The sequence below is a fragment of the Micromonospora sp. NPDC002717 genome, from assembly GCF_040295705.1.
Lineage (GTDB): Bacteria > Actinomycetota > Actinomycetes > Mycobacteriales > Micromonosporaceae > Micromonospora.
Map to the genome: position 1 here is coordinate 114,866 of NZ_JBEOVW010000011.1, position 17,790 is coordinate 132,655.

The 17,790-nt window shown below is 76.4% G+C and carries 13 protein-coding genes; 7 read left to right on the forward strand and 6 right to left on the reverse strand.

Annotated elements, in window-relative coordinates; translation table 11 throughout:
- The first annotated feature begins 159 nt into the window (after nucleotides 1–159).
- Entirely contained in the window at nucleotides 160–927 is a 768-nt protein-coding gene (locus ABT006_RS18505; protein WP_350707847.1) for a type 1 glutamine amidotransferase, read from the forward strand.
- Nucleotides 927–3,953, forward strand: coding sequence for a bifunctional [glutamine synthetase] adenylyltransferase/[glutamine synthetase]-adenylyl-L-tyrosine phosphorylase (locus ABT006_RS18510; RefSeq protein WP_350707849.1), 3,027 nt, complete (start codon nucleotides 927–929; stop codon nucleotides 3,951–3,953). Before ABT006_RS18505 ends, ABT006_RS18510 begins: the two co-directional genes overlap by 1 nt.
- 39 nt (nucleotides 3,954–3,992) lie before the next feature.
- Here ABT006_RS18510 and ABT006_RS18515 read toward each other — a convergent pair whose 3' ends face one another.
- Complete coding sequence (locus tag ABT006_RS18515; RefSeq protein WP_350707850.1) at nucleotides 3,993–4,721, reverse strand: SAM-dependent methyltransferase; 729 nt, start codon at nucleotides 4,719–4,721, stop codon at nucleotides 3,993–3,995.
- A 112-nt stretch (nucleotides 4,722–4,833) separates the two neighbouring features.
- The gene (locus ABT006_RS18520; RefSeq protein ID WP_350707852.1) at nucleotides 4,834–6,471 is read right to left on the reverse strand and encodes a hypothetical protein; all 1,638 of its coding nucleotides are present in this window, start codon (nucleotides 6,469–6,471) and stop codon (nucleotides 4,834–4,836) included.
- Nucleotides 6,472–6,515: 44 nt separating this feature from the next.
- Here ABT006_RS18520 and mptB (ABT006_RS18525) point away from each other — a divergent pair, with 44 nt between their 5' ends.
- Together mptB (ABT006_RS18525) and mptB (ABT006_RS18530) are read left to right on the forward strand one after the other, a co-directional pair.
- Nucleotides 6,516–7,916 carry a polyprenol phosphomannose-dependent alpha 1,6 mannosyltransferase MptB gene (gene mptB / locus ABT006_RS18525; protein WP_350707854.1) on the forward strand — a complete coding sequence of 467 codons (1,401 nt, stop codon included), beginning with the start codon at nucleotides 6,516–6,518 and terminating at the stop codon, nucleotides 7,914–7,916.
- A gap of 103 nt (nucleotides 7,917–8,019) precedes the next feature.
- A complete protein-coding gene (mptB, locus tag ABT006_RS18530) occupies nucleotides 8,020–9,465 on the forward strand; it encodes a polyprenol phosphomannose-dependent alpha 1,6 mannosyltransferase MptB (protein ID WP_350708024.1) in 1,446 nt (481 codons plus the stop codon).
- 31 nt (nucleotides 9,466–9,496) lie between these two features.
- Here the strand turns inward: mptB (ABT006_RS18530) and ABT006_RS18535 are convergent, their stop codons facing one another.
- The 3 genes from ABT006_RS18535 to glnA form a co-directional block, all read right to left on the reverse strand.
- Nucleotides 9,497–10,495: a hypothetical protein gene (locus ABT006_RS18535; RefSeq protein WP_350707856.1), complete on the reverse strand. Its 999-nt coding sequence runs from the start codon at nucleotides 10,493–10,495 to the stop codon at nucleotides 9,497–9,499.
- Entirely contained in the window at nucleotides 10,492–10,857 is a 366-nt protein-coding gene (locus ABT006_RS18540) for a PadR family transcriptional regulator (protein ID WP_350707857.1), read from the reverse strand. Before ABT006_RS18540 ends, ABT006_RS18535 begins: the two co-directional genes overlap by 4 nt.
- A 334-nt stretch (nucleotides 10,858–11,191) precedes the next feature.
- Nucleotides 11,192–12,616, reverse strand: a complete 1,425-nt coding sequence (gene glnA, locus ABT006_RS18545; RefSeq protein WP_350707859.1) for a type I glutamate--ammonia ligase — start codon at nucleotides 12,614–12,616, stop codon at nucleotides 11,192–11,194.
- A 263-nt stretch (nucleotides 12,617–12,879) separates the two neighbouring features.
- On the opposite strand from glnA, the gene ABT006_RS18550 reads away from it, so the two are divergent.
- Nucleotides 12,880–13,281 carry an RDD family protein gene (locus ABT006_RS18550; protein ID WP_502891000.1) on the forward strand — a complete coding sequence of 134 codons (402 nt, stop codon included), beginning with the start codon at nucleotides 12,880–12,882 and terminating at the stop codon, nucleotides 13,279–13,281.
- Between the two features lie 183 nt (nucleotides 13,282–13,464).
- Here ABT006_RS18550 and ABT006_RS18555 read toward each other — a convergent pair whose 3' ends face one another.
- The gene (locus ABT006_RS18555) at nucleotides 13,465–14,154 is read right to left on the reverse strand and encodes a DUF4191 domain-containing protein (RefSeq protein ID WP_350679779.1); all 690 of its coding nucleotides are present in this window, start codon (nucleotides 14,152–14,154) and stop codon (nucleotides 13,465–13,467) included.
- A 195-nt stretch (nucleotides 14,155–14,349) separates the two neighbouring features.
- On the opposite strand from ABT006_RS18555, the gene ABT006_RS18560 reads away from it, so the two are divergent.
- Both ABT006_RS18560 and ABT006_RS18565 read left to right on the forward strand, forming a co-directional pair.
- A complete protein-coding gene (locus ABT006_RS18560; protein ID WP_350707860.1) occupies nucleotides 14,350–14,520 on the forward strand; it encodes a hypothetical protein in 171 nt (56 codons plus the stop codon).
- On the forward strand, nucleotides 14,517–17,750 hold the full coding sequence (locus tag ABT006_RS18565) for a helix-turn-helix transcriptional regulator (protein WP_350707862.1): 3,234 nt from the start codon (nucleotides 14,517–14,519) through the stop codon (nucleotides 17,748–17,750). The genes ABT006_RS18560 and ABT006_RS18565 overlap by 4 nt, the downstream gene beginning before the upstream one ends.
- Nucleotides 17,751–17,790: the final 40 nt, after the last annotated feature.

A 17,790-nucleotide genomic window follows, 5' to 3' on the forward strand; every position in this document is an offset into this window, starting at 1 on the left:
GGCACAGCGGCAGAGCCTAGTCGCGGCGGGGCGCGGTGCACGTACCGGTCGGCGGACACCGCCGGGCGTGGGACGCCTGGTCCGGTCGGCCGTCGAGGCCGCCGCCGCGCCGGCGGAGGCGTTCGGGGCCCGCCGGAGTCACCGGCTAGCCTCGACGTCGTGGCTACCGCGTTGGTGATCGAGAACGACCCGACCGACGACGTCCGCCGGCTCGGCGAGTGGCTGACCGAGGCGGGCCTCGACCTGTGGGTGGTGCGCGCGCACGCCGGCGACCAGCTCCCCGCCGACCTGGAGGGATACTCCGCGCTGGTGGTGCTGGGCGGCGAGCAGCAGGCGTACCCGCTGCCCGACGGCTCACCCGGTGCGCCCTGGTTCCCCGCCGTCGAGGGGCTGCTCCGCAAGGCCGTCCGGCACCGGGTGCCCACCCTCGGCATCTGCCTGGGCGCGCAGCTGCTGGCCACCGCCCACGCCGGCGAGGTCGAGCGCAGCGCGTCCGGGCCGGAAGTCGGGCCCGGCGTGGTCGGCAAGCGGGACGCCGCCGACGCCGACCCGCTGTTCCGCTACGTCCCGCTGATCCCCGACGTGCTCCAGTGGCACGCCGACGAGATCACCGAGCTGCCCCGGGGCGCCACCCTGCTGGCCGCCTCCACCCGCTACCCGCACCAGGCGTTCCGCCTCGGTGACCGGGCCTGGGGCCTGCAGTTCCACATCGAGTGCGACACCGCGATGATCGCCGACTGGGCCACCGACTCGACCCTGCTGGCCGAGCTGGGCTACGACCCGGACCTGGTGGTGGCGGCCTGCCACGCGGTGATGGTCGACGTCGAGGAGGTCTGGCAGCCGTTCGCCGCCCGGTTCGCCGCGCTGGCCCTCGGCGAGCTGGGCGACGATTCGTCCCGCCGCAGCTTGCCGCTGCTCGGGCAGTGATGAGCCGGCCGACCAGCGCCGCGGGACGGCTCGCCCGCTACGGGTTCGGCATCGTCGGCGGCGACGGCGCCACCCGCGCCGCCGACCTGCTCGGCCCCGACGGGCTGGGCCTGTGGCGGCCGGACGTGCAGGAGCCGACCGACGACCGTGCGGCGGAGCTGCTCGCCGCGCTCTCCCGGGCCGCCGATCCGGACCTGGCGCTGCGCCAGCTGCACCGCATCGTCGAGGCCGAGCGCCGGGCCGCCGGTCCGGCAGCCGCCGGTTCGGCGCTGCTGGAGGCGCTCGCGGACGACCCGGGGCTGCGCCGCCGGCTGCTCGCCGTCCTCGGCGCCTCCTCGGCGCTGGGCGACCACCTGGTCGCCAACCCCGACCAGTGGCCGGCCCTGCGGACCGCCCCGGACGGGCTCGCGCCGACCGCGGAGGGCCGGCTCGACCTGTCCGGCGACGGGCAGCCGGTCGCGGTGCTGCGCAGGGCGTACCGGCTGGCGCTGCTGCGGATCGCGGCGGCCGACCTGACCGGCGGCCGGGGCCTGGAGCAGACCATGGCCGCGCTCTCCGCGCTGGCCGACGCGACCCTCGCGGCGGCGTACGAGATCGCCGTCGGCGAGCTGCCGGAGGGCACCTCCCGGCCCCGGCTCGCCGTCGTGGCGATGGGCAAGTGCGGCGGCGACGAGCTGAACTACGTCTCCGACGTCGACGTGATCTTCGTGGCCGCCGAGGACGACGACCTCGCCGCGGCCACCACGGTCGCCACCCGGCTGATCCACGTCTGCGGGCTGGTGGCCTGGCCGGTCGACGCCGCCCTGCGGCCCGAGGGCAACCGTGGCCCGCTGGTGCGGACCCTGGCCAGCCATCTCGCCTACTACCGGCGCTGGGCGCGGACGTGGGAGTTCCAGGCGCTGCTCAAGGCCCGGCCGGCGGCCGGCGACCTGACGCTGGGCCGGGAGTGGATCGACCAGCTCGCCCCGCTGGTGTGGCGGGCCGCCGAGCGCCCCGAGGCGGTCGAGGACGTCCGCGCCATGCGGCGGAAGATCATCGACAACATCCCGCCGAAGGAGCTGGAGCGCGAGATCAAGCGCGGCCCGGGCGGGCTGCGCGACATCGAGTTCGCCGTCCAGTTGCTGCAACTGGTGCACGGCCGGGGCGACGAGTCGCTGCGGGTGCCCGGCACCGTCCCGGCGCTGCGCGCGCTCGTCGCCGGCGGCTACGTCGGCCGGGCCGACGGGGAGGCGCTGCTGCGCGGCTACCGCTTCCTGCGCGGCGTCGAGCACCGCCTCCAGCTCCAGGGGCTGCGCCGCACCCACACCGTGCCGACGGAGCCGGCCGCGCTGCGCTGGCTGGCCGCCGCGCTGGACTATGCGGCCACGCCGGGCCGCAGCGCCGTCGAGGAGTTCCGCGCCGAGTGGGTCACCCACGCCACCGAGGTACGCCGGCTGCACGCCAAACTGCTCTACCGGCCACTGCTGGAGTCGGTGGCCCGGGTGCCTGCCGACGGGCTGCGGCTGACCCCGGAGGCGGCCCGGCACCGGCTGGAGATCCTCGGCTTCGCCGACCCCGCCGGGGCGCTGCGGCACCTCCAGGCGCTCACCGGCGGGGTGAGCCGCACGGCGGCCATCCAGCGCACCCTGCTGCCGGTGCTGCTCAGCGAGTTCGCCGACGCCCCCGAGCCGGACCGCGGCCTGCTCAACTACCGGCAGGTCTCCGACAAGCTCGGCAGCACGCCCTGGTATCTGCGCCTGCTGCGCGACTCCGGGCCGGTGGCCCGCCGGCTGGCCCGGGTGCTCTCCTCCTCCCGCTACGCCGCCGACCTGCTGGCCCGCGAGCCGGAGGCGCTGCGGATGCTGGCCGAGGAGAGCGAGCTGACCCCACGGCCGAGGGGGGTGCTCTGCGAGGGCTTCGCCGCCGCGGCGGCCCGGCACGCCGACCCCGTCGAGGCCACCCGGGCGATCCGCGCGCTGCGCCGCCGGGAGCTGGTCCGCGTCGCCTGCGCCGACCTGCTGAGCCGGGCCGGTTCGCTGGCCCCGTCGCCGCCCCGGCCCGCCGGCGGGCGGGCCGCGCTCGGCCTCGCCGACGTCACCGCCGTCGGCGCTGCCCTGGCGGATGTCACCGACGCCACGCTGGCCGCGGCGCTGCGCGCCGCCCGGGCGGCCCAGCCGCCCCTGCCGGGGCTGCGCTTCGCCGTGATCGGCATGGGCCGCCTGGGCGGGTACGAGTCGAACTACCTCTCCGACGCCGACGTGCTCTTCGTCTACGACACCCCGGCCGGCGCCGGCGAGAACGCGGCCGGTGCGGCGAGCGCCGCCCACGCGATCGCCGAGGAACTGCGCCGGCTGCTCGGCATGCCCGCGCCAGACCCGCCGCTGGGCGTGGACGCCGACCTGCGCCCGGAGGGCCGGCAGGGCCCGCTGGTGCGCAGCCTCGCCGCGTACGCGCAGTACTACGCCCGCTGGTCGAAGGTGTGGGAGGCGCAGGCGCTGCTGCGCGCCCGGTTCGTCTGCGGCGACGCCGACCTCGGCGCCGAGTTCGAGGCGATGGTCGACCCGGTCCGCTACCCGGCCGACGGGCTGACCCGCGAGCAGGTGGTGGAGATCCGGCGGATCAAGGCGCGGGTGGAGCACGAGCGGCTGCCCCGGGGCGCCGACCCGGCCACCCACACCAAGCTCGGGCGGGGCGGCCTCGCGGACGTCGAGTGGGCGGTGCAGCTGCTCCAGCTCCGGCACGCCGGGACGGTCCCGGAGCTGCGCGGCACGCGTACGCTCGACGCCCTCGCGGCGGCCCGGGACGCGGGCCTGGTCGACCCGACGGACGCCACCGAGATGGCGGCCGGCTGGACCCTGGCCGCGCAGGTCCGCAACGCGCTGATGCTGGTGCGCGGCCGGGCCGGTGACCAACTGCCCCGGCACGGCGTCGAGTTGGCCGGGGTGGTCCGGCTGCTGGGCCGCGACGATCCCGGCGAGTTCCTCGACGAGTACCTGCGCACCGGCCGCCGTTCCCGCGCGGCGATGGAACGGGTGCTCGACGCCTGAGCCGGCCGCGCGGCCGGGGTGTTCCGGCCGCCGCCGGGGCTACCGGGTGCGGCGCACCAGCACCACGTTGTCGACCAGGATCCCGGTCTCGCCGTCCGGGCCGGTGGCCTGGCGGCGCGACGTGTCGCGCCGTTCGGTGTGCCATCGGTCAGGGTCGAGGTCGAGCGACGCGAAGGTCTCCTGCGGGGTGGGGCAGCGCACGTCCGGGTGGTGGGCGCGCCCCCACGGCGGCATCTCGCCGTGCTCGACGACGAGCAGCCGGCCGCCGGGGGCCACGGCCCGGGCCGCCGACTGGAGCAGCCGTGCCCGGGGAAACTCCAGCGGCGACTGGAGGAACTGGGCGGAGACCAGGTCGTATTCGCCCGGCGGGAAGGTCCGGGTGAGGTCGTGCCGGCGGAACTCGATGCGGGAGGCGACCCCGGCGGCGGACGCCTCCTCGGCCGCCCGGTCGAGAGCGGTCTCGGCGACGTCGACCGCGGTCACCCGCCAGCCCTGCCCGGCCAGCCAGATAGCGTCGCCGCCCTCACCGCAGCCGAGGTCCAGCACGGTGCCGGCCGGCAGCGCCCCGGCGACCTCGACCAGGACCGGGTTCGCCCGGCCGCTCCAGACCCGGTCGCGCCGCTGGTAGAGCTCCTCCCAGAACCGCGCGGTCTCGTCGTCCACGTCCGGGTGCGGCCGCGGGGCGACCACCGGCGCCGCCGGAGCGTCGTGGTGGTGGTGATGATGGTGGCCCTGCCGGGTGTCTCCGGCCGTCGCGTCGTGGTGCACCTCTCGTCCTCCTGTGCGCTGCCCTCGGTGACCTGTCGCGTCGATCGTGCGCGGCGCCGGCGGAGGGAGCAAGGAACGTTGCCGAGATGGCAAAAAGACGGGAGGCGCCCGGTCAGCTGCCGAGGCGGTACGTTCCGGCGCGCGGCACGGTCACCGCGGTCCAGTCGCCGTCGGCGGCGACGGTGGCGCCGCCGGAGGCGGTCAGCCACCGGCTGTGCCGCACCCGGACCGGCACCGTGCCGGCGGCCGGCGCCCGGAAGGTCACCGAGGCGCCGTCCCGCGCGACGAGGTCGGCCGGCGCGCCGACGATCGGGGTCGGCTCGGCGACCGCCCAGACCCGCCAGTGCGGGCCGGACCAGACGGGCGTGAGATACGGCAGCCCGCCCGTGACCAGCTCGGCCTCGGCCCGCCCCACCCACGACAGCGGGGCGTCCGGCACCGCGACGAACTGCACCGCGTTCTCGGCCAGCCAGTCCCGGTAGCTCGCGGCGGTCAGCTCCACCCCGGTGCCGGCCGCGCCCGGGACGGTGGTGAAGAAAAGGGGGTTCCGGTCGATGTCGGCCTGCCGCAGCCAGCCCCGGGCCAGCGGCACCTCGCCCAGCCTCGCCGCCTCCCAGTAGTTGCGGGTCGGCGGCACCTCGACCCGGCCGGTGAGCCGCTGCCCGTCGAGGAACTCCCGCAGCGGCGCGAAGTACGCGGCCCGCCCGGTCGGGTCGTCGACGCTGCGCAGGTCGGCGGGGGGCGCCGGCGGCTGCCACCAGCACACCGCCGCCAGCAGCGCGGCCAGCGCGACCCGGCCCCGGACCGTGCCCCGCCGCTGCGCCCCGCCCCGGCCGCGTCGGGCCCACCACCGCGTCAGCCGGGCCGGGGGGCGGGCGGCGGCGGCCAGCAGCGGAAGGGCGAACATGACGGCCAGCCGCGTGGCGTTCAGCCCGACCGGGGTGTGCGCCAGCGCCGCCGCCAGCACCCCGGCCGCCGAGAGCAGCGCACCCACGCGCACCGGCCGGTACGCCACCAGCGCGGCGACCAGCAAACTGGTCAGCACGGCGCGCAGCGTGTCGGTGCGGCTGATGTTCATCCAGCCGCCGTCGCCGAAGAGCAGCGCGGTCGCCCCGAGCGGCAGCGCGGCGGCGACGCCGAGCGCCAGGCCGTCGGCGTACCGGCGGGTGAGCAGCAGCGCCGCGCCGGCCAGGCCGACGAAGAGGCCCGCGACCGGGCTCGTCGCCGAGGCCAGCAGCGCCCCGGCGACCGCCAGCCCGAGCCGCGCGAGCCGCCGTCGCCGCGCCCGCCGGTCCGGGGCGGAGCCGGCCGGTGCGGCCGGGCCGCGGGGAAGGGTGAGGGCGAGCAGCGCGCCGAGGCCGAAGGCCACCCCGAGGCCGTACGTCACCCGGCCCGAGACCAGGTTGCCGGCGATGGTGACGACCCCGACCAGGCTGCCGAGTAGCGGCCGCGGCACCCCGGTGCGAACCAGCAGCGCCGCGAACGCGGTCGCCGCCGCCACCAGCGCCAGCGCGCCGGTGACCCGCACCCCGAGCAGCGCCATCACCGGCTGGGAGACCAGGCTGTAGCCGAACTGCTGGACCCCGCCGTACCAGCGCAGGTCGACCGGGGCGAGGCCGTGGGCGGCGAAGAAGTCGGCCCGGGCGACCTGCGCGGCGAGGTCGGAACCGGTCGGCGGGAGGGCGAGACACGTCACGCCGAGGAGCACGGCGGACGCGGCGGCCACCGCCACCACCCGACTGCGCCGCATGCCCACCTCCGTACCGCGACCACCGTACTGGCAGCATGTCCGGCGTGCCTCACCACCTCGCGCGCTGGATCGGCCTGGCCGGCTCGACGCTGCTCGCCGTGGCCGCGTTCCTCGGCGGAGCGCTGCCCGACGGCGATCTGCGCCCCACCCCGGTCAGCATCTGGCAGGGTCCGCACGGCCCGCTGATCATCGCCGCCTGGGCGGTCGGCACCGGGCTGATGGCGTACGCCTGGTGGGCGCTGCGCGGCCGGGTGCCGTCGACCCGCTGGGCCCTGGTCACCGTCGGGCTCTGGCTGCTGCCGCTGCTGGTCGCGCCGCCGCTGGGCAGCCGGGACGTCTACGCGTACGCCTGCCAGGGCGCCAGCTACTCCGCCGGCATCAACCCGTACGAGCAGGGCGTCTCGGCGCTGCCCTGCCCGTGGCTGGACACCATCTCCTACATCTGGCGGGACACGTCGGCCCCGTACGGGCCGCTGTTCGTGCTGCTCGCCGGGGCGGTGGTGGAGGCGACCGGGTCGCTGTACGGCAGCATCGTGCTGTTCCGGCTGCTCGCGGTGGCCGGGGTGGGGCTGACCGCGGCCTGCCTGCCGGTGCTGGCCCGGCGCTGCGGCGTGCCGGCCGGCCGGGCGGTCTGGCTGGCGCTGGGCTCGCCGCTGATCGGGGTGCACCTCGTCTCGGGGGCGCACAACGACGCCCTGATGGTGGGGCTGCTCGTGGCCGGGCTGGCGGTGGTGGCGGCCCGGCCGGGTCGCCCCGGTCCGCTGCTGGCCGGGGGAGCGCTGCTCGGCCTCGCCGCCGCCGTCAAGATCACCGCGCTGGTGGTGGTGCCGTTCGCGGCGCTCGCCGCGATCGTCGGGGCGTACTCGATCAGGGCGCTGCTCCGCGACGGCGGGTGGGTGGTCGGCGGGGCGCTCGCGGCGGTCGTCGGCGCGACCCTCGCCACCGGCCTGGGCTTCGGCTGGGTCACCGGGCTGGAGCAGGGCGGCCTGGTGATCGCCTGGACCTCGCCGCCGACGGCGGTGGGGCAGACCGTCGCCTACCTCGCCGCGCCGTTCGGCTGGCACGGCGACCCGCTGCCGGCCACCCGGGGGATCGGGATGGCCGTGCTCGCGCTGGTGCTGGTCTGGCTGTGGTGGCGGGCCCGCACCCGGGAGCCGCTGTGGCACGCCGGCCTGGCGCTGGCCGCCACCGTCGCCCTCGCCCCGCTGTTCCACCCCTGGTACTGGACGTGGCCGCTGGCCGTGCTCGCGGCCACGTCGCGGCGCACCGGCTGGTTCGCGGTCGTCGCGGTGGTCTCGGCGTTCCTGGTCCTCGCGGACGGCACCGGGCTGGCCCGGTACAGCAAGACGGTCGGCGCCCCGCTGATGACGTTGTTGGTGATCGTGGTGGCCGTCCGCTTGGTACGGTCGGCTCGGGCGGCCCGCCGGCCGGCCGCCGTGGACTGAGGAGAGGACGCCGGTGACCACTCCCGGCTCCCTGCCGCCGACCCCGCCCGACACCTCGCGACCCACCTCGCCCGACACCCCGCCGACGCCCGGCGCCGCCCGCCTGGCCCGGTACGCCGGCCTGGCCGGGGCGGTGCTGCTGGCCGTCGCCGGCTGGCGGGGCGGGGCGCTGCCGTCGATCCCGCTGGACGCCACCCCGGCGGACCGCTGGCGGTCGGACTCCGGGCCGCTGGTGCTGGACGCCTGGCTGGTCGGCACGGCCCTGCTGGTCGGCGCCTGGTGGGCGCTGCGCCGGGGCGCGCCGTCGACGCGGTGGGCGTACCTGACCGCCGGGCTGTGGGCGCTGCCGCTGCTGGTCACCCCGCCGCTGGGCAGCCGGGACGTCTACTCCTACGCCTGCCAGGGCTGGGCGTACGCGCACGGCGTCGACCCGTACGCGACCGGGGTGGCGGAGGCCGGCTGCCCCTGGGTGGAGTCGGTCGCGCCGCTCTGGCGGGACACGCCCGCGCCGTACGGGCCGTTCTTCGTGCTGCTCGCCGCGCTCGCCGTGACCCTCGGCGGCGGCCTGGTGGGTACGGTCGTGGCGCTCCGGCTGGTCTCCGTCGCCGGGCTGCTGCTGGCCGCCCTCTGCCTGCCGGGGCTGGCCCGGGCGGCCGGCGTGCCCACCCGCCGGGCGGCCTGGCTGGTGCTGGCCTGCCCGCTGGTCGGGGTGCACCTGGTGGCCGGCGCGCACAACGACGCGGCGATGCTCGGTCTGCTGCTGCTGGGCCTGCTGGTGCTGGTCCGCCGGCCCGGCAAGCCGAAGCCGCTGCTGGTGGCCGGGGCGCTGCTCGGGCTGGCGGTGACGGTGAAGGCCACCGCCGTGGTGGTGCTCCCCTTCGCGGCGCTGGCCGCGGTGCTGGGCCGTTACACCGTACGGGCGCTGCTGCGCGACGCCGGCTGGGTGGCCGGCGGGGCGCTCGGCGCGGTGGCGGTCGCCTCGCTGCTGTCCGGCCTCGGGCTGGGCTGGATACGCGGGCTGACCCGCAGCGGCGACTCCGAGCAGTGGACGTCCCCGCCGACGGCGGTGGGCTTCGTCGTCGACTACGCGGGCGGGCTCGTCGGTCGGGACCCGGCCGCGGTGCCGGTGACCCGCACGGTGGCGCTGCTGCTGCTCGCCGTGCTCGTGGTGGCGCTGTGGTGGCGGGCCTGGTCGGAGTTGCGCGGGCTGAACGACGTCCGGCAGCGGGTGGCCCGCCTGGACGCTGCCCGCCCCCGGGTGACCCTGCTCGGCGCGGGGCTGGCGCTGGCCGCCACGGTCCTCCTCGCCCCGGTCTTCCACCCCTGGTACGCCACCTGGCCGCTGGCCCTGCTCGCGGTCGCCGCGGCCCGGACCACCTGGTTCGTGCTGCCCTGCGCGGCGGCGGCCTTCCTCACCCTGCCCGACGGCGCCAGCCTGGCCCGGTTCAGCAAGGCCCCGGGCGCGCTGGCGATGACCGCGCTGGTCGTCGGGCTGGCGGTGTGGGGTCTGCTCCGGCTACGCCGGTCCCGTGCCGCGCGCCACGGCTGACGGGTCGTGCTGGTCGACCGGGACGGTGCGCTCAGCGGTGCGCCCCGCAGGTTGGGCAGCGGGTGCCGTGGCCGACCGGGCCGGGCCCGCGCACCCGACGGCGCAGGGCGATCGCCAGCGGCAACAGCGCGGGGCCGGCGAGCCCGACCACGAGGGCCGTCGCGGCCAACGCGGTCCACCCCGGCCGGGGCGCAGCGTTCAGCAGACCGTCCGCCGCCCCGGCCAGCACATGCACCGACAGCAGGCCGATCGGGGTGAGCAGCACCAGCAGCGCCCAGCCGCCCCGGTGGTCGGCCCGCAGGGTGAGCCCCGCGCCGAGCAGCAGCACCACCACGAGCAGCACCACGGCGGCGCCGGGCAGGATCTGTTCCGCCGTCCAGCCGTAGTAGCTGACGTAGAAGTCGTAGCGGGGTACCAGGTTGACACCCGTGAGGCCGGCGGCGCCGACGGCGAGCAGGGGAGCCGCCCGGAGCCGCGCCGGCAGCCGCTCGGGCAGGCCGAGCGCCACCAGCCCCAACCCGACCTGCGGCAGCAGCACGAACAGCGGCGGGCGGGGCAGGCCGGCGAGGGCCGAGACCGGCACGACCGCGACCGTGAGCAGGAGGGCGAGGGCGAGGCCCCGGCGGGTCCACCGGCCCGGCGCCGCCGCGTGCACCGCCGCGACGAGCAGCCAGGCGGCCCACACCCCGATCCCGAGCGAGACGAACGGTCCGGCGCTCGGCACGCCCCACTTCGCCGGTGGTGGGTGCAGTTCCAGCACCGACCAGACCGCCGCCAGCGCGGTCGCGGTGAGGAAGGCGAGCACGGCGGCGAGGCGTACGCCCGGGATCAGGTCGGCGGCCCCGGCGGCCCGCAGCCGCTGGCGGAGGCCGCCGCGCAGCAGGTCCGCGGCGTCGGCCGGGGATGGCCAGCGCCGGCCCGGCCCGGCCAGGTCGAGGTACGTGCCGACGATCTCGGCGCCGCGCGCCCGCCGGTAGTCGGCGGGATAGGCGAGCAGCAGGCGCAGGTAGCGGCGCTCCAGGTTCGTCATGCCAGCCCTCCCGCGACGCGCGGCGCCGCCGGCCGGGCCTTCGCCACGCGGGCGCGCAGCCGGGCGGTGGCCGCCTCGACGTTGCGGCGCAGGCGCTCGGTCTCGGCGGTCAGCGTGGCGTCGCCGGTGGGGGAGAGGCGGTAGTAGCGGCGCAGTCGGCCGTCCACCACCTCCTCCCGGTCGACCTCCACCAGGCCGGCGTCCGTCAGCCGGTCGAGTGCGCCGTAGAGGGTGCCCGGCCGCAGCGCCACGCGCCCGTCGGAGAGGGCGGCGACCTCGCCGATCAGGCCGTAGCCGTGCATCGGCTCGCCGGCCAGCGCGGTGAGGATCAGGAAGGTGGGTTCGCGTAGCGGAGTGTCCACGCCTCGCAATATAACGGACGCGAAGGTATGCCGGCGGCCGTAACGCGACCGGTCGGAGGAACCGTTCCACCCGCGTCGCTCCCGCGCCGCGGTCGCCCGCGCTGCCCTGGCCGCCCACGCTGCCTGGACGGCCACGCTGCCCTGGACGCCCGCGCGCCCAGCGGATCGGTCGCGTCGAGTGGAACACCATGGGTGTCAAGAAGCTCCGGTAACACCCATGGTGTTCCACTGACCCGCGAGTAGCGGAGCCGGCCCGGTCGGGTGGAACCGTGGAGTCGCTGGTGGCAAGAAAGAAGGCCCTGGGCGAACCCAGGGCCTTCTTCCTGATCTCAGGTCAGCAGTCGAAGTACATGGCGAACTCGTGCGGGGTCGGGCGCAGGCGCACCGGGTCGACCTCGTTGGTCCGCTTCCACTCGACCCAGGTGGAGATCAGGTCGGGCGTGAAGACGCCGCCGTCGAGCAGGTAGTCGTGGTCGGCCTCCAGCGCGTCGAGCACCTCGGGCAGCGAGCCCGGCACCTGCTTGACGTCGCCCCACTCCTCCGGCGGCAGGTCGTACAGGTCCTTGTCGATCGGCGCCGGCGGCTCGATCTTGCTCTTGATGCCGTCGAGGCCGGCCATCATCATCGCCGAGAAGGCCAGGTAGACGTTGGCCGACGGGTCCGGCACGCGGAACTCGACGCGCTTGGCCTTCCGGTTGCTGCCGGTCACCGGGATGCGGGTGCAGGCGGAGCGGTTGCGCTGCGAGTAGACCAGGTTGACCGGCGCTTCGAAGCCCGGCACCAGCCGGCGGAACGAGTTGACCGTCGGGTTGGTGAAGGCCAGCAGCGACGGGGCGTGGTGCAGCAGGCCGCCGATGTACCAGCGGGCCATGTCCGACAGGCCGGCGTAGCCGGTCTCGTCGTAGAACAGCGGCTCGCCGTTCAGCCACAGGCTCTGGTGGGTGTGCATGCCGGAGCCGTTGTCGCCGAAGAGCGGCTTCGGCATGAAGGTGGCGGTCTTGCCGTTGGCCCACGCCTCGTTCTTCACGATGTACTTGAAGAGCTGGAGCTGGTCGGCCGCGTGCAGCAGGGTCGAGAACCGGTAGTTGATCTCGGACTGGCCGGCGGTGCCCACCTCGTGGTGCGAGCGCTCCACGGTGAACCCGGTGTCGACCAGCCGGCGCACGATGCTGTCGCGCAGGTCGGCGTAGTGGTCCACCGGCGGCACCGGGAAGTAGCCGCCCTTGTACGGGGTCTTGTAGCCGCGGTTGCCGCCCGGCTCCTCGCGGCCGGAGTTCCAGGCGCCCTCGATCGAGTCGATGTAGTAGAACGACTGGTGCGCCGAGGTCTCGTGGCGGATGGAGTCGAAGATGTAGAACTCCGCCTCCGCACCGAAGTAGGCGGTGTCGGCGATGCCGCTGGCCGCCAGGTACGCCTCGGCCTTCTTCGCCACGTTGCGCGGGTCCCGGCTGTAGGCCTCGCGGGTGAACGGGTCGTGGATGAAGAAGTTGAGCGCGAGGGTCTTCTGCGCCCGGAAGGGGTCGATGAAGGCGGTGGCGACGTCCGGGAGCAGGAGCATGTCCGACTCGTGGATCGCCTGGAAACCGCGGATCGACGAACCGTCGAAGGCCAGGCCCTCGGTGAAGAATTCGTCGTCGACGGACTCGACCGGCAGGTTGAAGTGCTGCATCACACCGGGCAGGTCACAGAAACGTACGTCGACGAACTTCACGTCCTCGTTCTTGAGGTATCGCAGGAGTTCCTCGGGATTGGCGAACACACGTCCTCCTGGCACGTCCACGGGTGGCTAGGCTCTTGGCGACGCTATGGCCGGGTGGTTGCCCGGCCATGTCTTGAGTGTTTCTGCCGTGTTACGTCCCTCGCGGAGCGTCATCCGCGCTGCTCCGGCGGGGGCGAGCGGGCGACGGAACACCGCCGGCTGTGCCAGTGTATTGACACTTGCTCGCTTTGGTCCCTTTTTGCGCCCGGGGTGCCGGCGACCGTCCCCGAGCCGCCCGTACGCCCTGGATACCCTTGACCGTTGTGAGCAACCCGCCTGACCGCCCCGTGCCGCCCGCGTCCGATCCCGCCTTCACCCCGCCCAGCCTGGGCCGCCGGTTCGGCGCGCTGGTGATCGACTGGGTGCTCTGCCTCCTCGCCGCCCGGGGCTTCGCCGATCCGGTCCGCGACGGGTGGGCGCCCGTGCTGGTGCTGATCCTGGAGTACGGCTTCTTCCTCGGGCTGTTCGCCCAGACGCCGGGCATGTTCATCACGAAGATCCGCTGCGTCGCGTGGGCCGACGGCGGGCGCATCGGCCTCGTCCGGGCGCTGCTGCGCGGCGTGCTGCTCGCCCTCGTCGTGCCGGCCCTGCTGATGGACAACCACCGCCGCGGCCTGCACGACCGCCTCGTGGGCTCGGTCGTCACCGACGCCCCCCGCCCCTGACCTCCCGCTCGTCCCGCCTCCCTCCCGCGATCTTGCACTTCCTGCCCGGACGTACGGGGCATCGGCGGTAGCGGTAGGGCCGAAACCGCAAGATCGCCGAGGAGCGGGAAACGGGGAGGGAGGGGAGAGACGCGAGAGCCGGGCCCGACAGGGCCCGGCTCTCGTTGCGTACGTCCCGGTGGGTCAGCGACCGCGCGACTGGCGGAACGCGCCGCGCGGGGGTCGCATGTTCTTCGGGATCGCGCCCTTGGGCATCTGCGGGCGGGCGGTGAGCGCCTTGAGCCGCTTGTCGAGGGAGTTGACGTCCTTGCCACTGAGCGTGCGCGGCAGCCGCATCAGGGTCATCCGCAACTTGCGGACCGGCAGTTGGCCCTCCTCCTGCCCGATCACGTAGTCGTGCAGCGGTGCGTTGCCGATGACCTTGGCAAGCCGCCGCTTCTCCTGGCCGAGCAGACCGCGCACCCGCTGCGGGTTGCCCTCCGCCAGCAGGATCACGCCGGGCCGGCCGATGACCAGGTGGACCATGTCCATCTGCGTGGTGGAGCTTACGGCCGGGGTGACCCGCCAGTCGCCGCGCATGCTCTCCATGATCTGGGCCGCCGCGCCCGGCTGCCCCTCGGCCGCGTTCATCATCGCCCGGTTGGACCGCAGGTTGAGCACGATCAGCAGGCAGAGCAGGGCGAGCAGGATGCCCAGCGGCAGCCAGATCCAGCCCCAGAGCAGGACCGCGACCACGGTGAGCGCGAGCGGGATCAGCACCGCGCCGGCGGCCAGCGGCGCGAACCACCTGTCCTGCTTGGCGGTGAACTTGAACACCATCCCGATCTGCTTCAGCCGCTGGCCGAACGAGACCTTCTCCTGGGGCTTTGCCATGCCGCTGAGTCTAGTGGTCGCCGCACGCCGCGATCACCCGCGGCCGGGCTGAGTACCTTACGCCGCCGTACCGCCCCCAGCGGTCGGGAGTAAGGCGGGGGAGCGGGCGAAGATCAGGCGGCGCACCCATGCCCCGGGGGCACCTTCGCGCGGAGAGTCAGAGTCGACAGCGACGACGACCTCAGGGAGCCCGAGATGTTCGGCACCGACGCGGACTTCATCCTCTCCATCCACCGTACGTACGCCGCCGAGCTGCGCGCCGAGGCCGCGGCCGACCGGCTCGCCCGCGCCCTGCCACGCCGCTCCACGCGCGGCTGGCTCGGCCGGCGGCAGCATCCGGGCCGCGCCGGCGACGTCCGCCGGTGAGCGCCCCCGCGCCCCCGGCGGCCGCCACCGTGCCGCCGGGGGCCGCCGACCCGTCGAGAGTCGCCACCGTGCCGCCGGGGACCGCCGCCGACCCGTCGAGAGTCGCCACCGTGCCGCCGGGGACCGCCACCGACCCGTCGAGGGGCGCCACCCTCCCGCCGGGGACCGCCACCGTGCCGGCGGGGGCCGGCGCCCCGCCAGGGCCCGCGCCGTCCGGCGGGCCCGCTCCGCCGTCCGGCGGGCAGCCCGCCCCGGCGACGGCCGGGCCGTCGGTCGCCGGCCGGCCGGTCAGCGGAATCGGGGGCGGCGAGGGGCGTGGCATGCTCGGTGCCGTGACCGCACGCGCCGCCAGCACCGTCCTCGTGGGCCGACAGCCAGAACTCGCGGCCCTGCGCGACGCCCTCGCCCGGGCCCGCGCCGGCGAGCCGACCACCGTGCTGGTCGGCGGCGAGGCGGGGGTGGGCAAGACCCGGCTGGCGGAGGAGTTCGGCCGGTCGGCCACCGACGCCGGGGCCCGCCTGCTGGTCGGCCAGTGCCTCGAACTCGGCGAGGCCGGCCTGCCCTTCGCGCCGTTCGCGGCGGCGCTGCGCGCGGTGCTGCGCCGCGACGGCCCCGGCGTCTTCGACGGGTACGAGGCGGAGTTCGCCCGCCTCCTGCCGGAGCTGGCTCGGGGGCCGGTCGGTGTCGCCGCGCCCGCCCCGGCGCCGGTCTCGGACGCCCCGCGCGGCTACCTGTTCGACCTGGTCGCCGAGCTGTTCGAGCGGCTCGCCGCCGGGCAGCCCCTGGTGCTGGTGATCGAGGACCTGCACTGGGCCGACCGGTCCACCCGCGACCTCATCGCCTTCCTGGTGCGGGCCGCCCGCACCGCCCGGCTGCTGCTGGTCTGCACCTACCGCACCGACGAGCTGCACCGCGGGCACCCGCTGCGGCCCTTCCTCGCCGAGCTGGACCGGGCCCGCGGCGTCGAACGGATCGAGCTGGGCCGCCTCGACCGGGACGGCACCGGCGCGATCCTGGCCGACCTGCTCGGCGCCGAGCCGCTCGCCCGGGCGGTCGACCACATCCACGACCGCACCCAGGGCAACCCGTTCTTCATCGAGGAGCTGGCCGCGGCCGGCGGCCCGGTCGGCTGCGCCGCGCTGCCCGAGACGCTGCGCGACCTGCTGCTGGCCCGAGTGGACCGGCTGCCCGACCCGGCCCAGCGGGTGCTGCGCATCGCGGCGGCCGGCGGCACCCGCTTCGCCCACCAGCTCATCGCCGAGGTGGCCGGGCTGCCCGAGCCCGAGCTGGAGGACGCGCTGCGCGCCACCGTCGCCGCCCAGCTCGTCGTGGCCGACCCCGAGGGCGACTACGAGTTCCGGCACGCCCTGGTCCGCGAGGCGGTGCACGACGAGCTGCTGCCCGGTGAGCACGCCCGGCTGCACGCCCGCTTCGCGGCGGCCATCGAGGCGCAGCCGCACCTGGTCGTCGCCGGTCGCGCCCCGGCCGAGATCGCCCACCACTGGTACGCCGCCCACGACCACCCCCGCGCACTGGTGACCGCCCGCACCGCCGCCCGCGCCGCCGCCGACCGGTACGCGTACGCGGAGCAGAGCCGGCTGCTGGAGCGGGTGCTGGAGCTGTGGGAGCTGGTGCCCGACGCGGCCGACCGGCTCGACATGGACCACCTCGCGGTGCTGGAGGAGACCATCGCGGCGGCCACCACCGCCGGCGACTACCAGCGCGCGCTCACCCTCACCCGGGCCGCCCTGGCCGAGGTGGACACCGACGCCGAGCCGCTGCGCGCCGCGCGGCTGCTGGACCGGCGCGGCCGGATGCTGGCCATGCTCGGCAAGAGCGACGGCACGACGGAGCTGCGGGAGGCGTACCGGCTGGCCTCGGGGGTGCCGGACGGGCCGGAGCGGGTCCGGCTCCTCGCCGACATCGCGGCGCACCTGATCAGGATCGACCCCGAGCAGGCCGACGCGCTCGCGGCCGAGGCGACGGCGGCGGCCGAGGCGCTCGGCGAGGACCTGGGGCTGCTGCCGGCCCGGATCGTGCTGCTCTGCCGCACCGCGGCCTCGGTCGACCTCGGCCTGGCCGAGCTGCGCCGGGTGGAGGAACGGGCCCGCGCGGCAGGGAACGCGCCGGCGCTGGTGAGCGCCCTGGTCCATCTTTCCGACGTGCTCTTCGAGCTGGGCCGGTACGCCGAGTCGGCCGACGCGGCCGCCGCCGGGGTGACCGAGGCGCGGCGGGTCGGCATCAGCCGCTCCACCGGCGCCTACCTGCTGTCGAACCAGGCCGAGGCGCTGATCGCCCTGGGCCGCTGGGACGAGGCCGACGCCGCCTGCGCGGACGCCGCCCGGATCGACCTGCCGGGCGTCTCGGGGCTGCACTGGCTCCAGCTCCGCGCCGGTCTGCGGCTGGCCCGGGGCCACCCCGCCGCGGACGAGCTGGTGGGCCGCGCCCTCGGCTTCCTGGCCCGGCCCTACCTGTGGCCGAACCACCGGCTGCCGCTGCGGGAGCTGCGGATCGAGGCGGCGCTGGCGGCCGACGACCGCGCCGAGGCCGTACGCGCGGCCCACGCGGCGCTGGCCGACGAGCGCCTGCCGCAGCTGCCCCGCGAGGGCTGGCCGGTGCTCAGCGCCGTCGCCCGCACGGCCGCCCGGGCCGGCGACCCCGAGCTGGCCGCCGCGGTGTCCGCGCTCGCCGCCGGCCTGCCGGCCCGCTGCCCGGCCGAGCGGGCGCACGCCGCCCAGGTGGGCGCCCTCCTGGCGGCCGGCGACGAGGCGCTTGCGGCGTGGCGGGCGGCGGTCGCGGCGTGGCGGGCGGACGGGCAGCCGTACCCGCTCGGACGCGCGCTGCTGGCGCTCGCCGAGGCGGCGGCTGCGGCGGGGGAGCGGGACGAGGTGGCGGCGGCGGTGGGCGAGGCCGCCGCGATCGCCGACCGGCTCGGCGCGGCGCCGCTCGCGGAGCAGGCCGCCACGCTGGCCCGCCGGGTCGGCCTGCGCGGGGCCACCCGGGGCCGCCCCGGCGCGGACCTGCTCACCCTGCGCGAGCGGGAGGTGCTGCGCCTGGTCGCGCAGGGGCACAGCAACAGCCGGATCGCCGAGCAGCTCTTCATCTCGCCGAAGACGGCCAGCGTGCACGTCTCCCGGATCATCGCCAAGCTCGACGTGAGCAACCGCGTGGAGGCCGCCGCGCTGGCCCACCGCCTCGGCCTGCTCGGCGAGCCCACCGCCCCCCGCTGACCCTCGATCGAGGGCCGCCCGAGGGGCGGAGGCTCGTCGC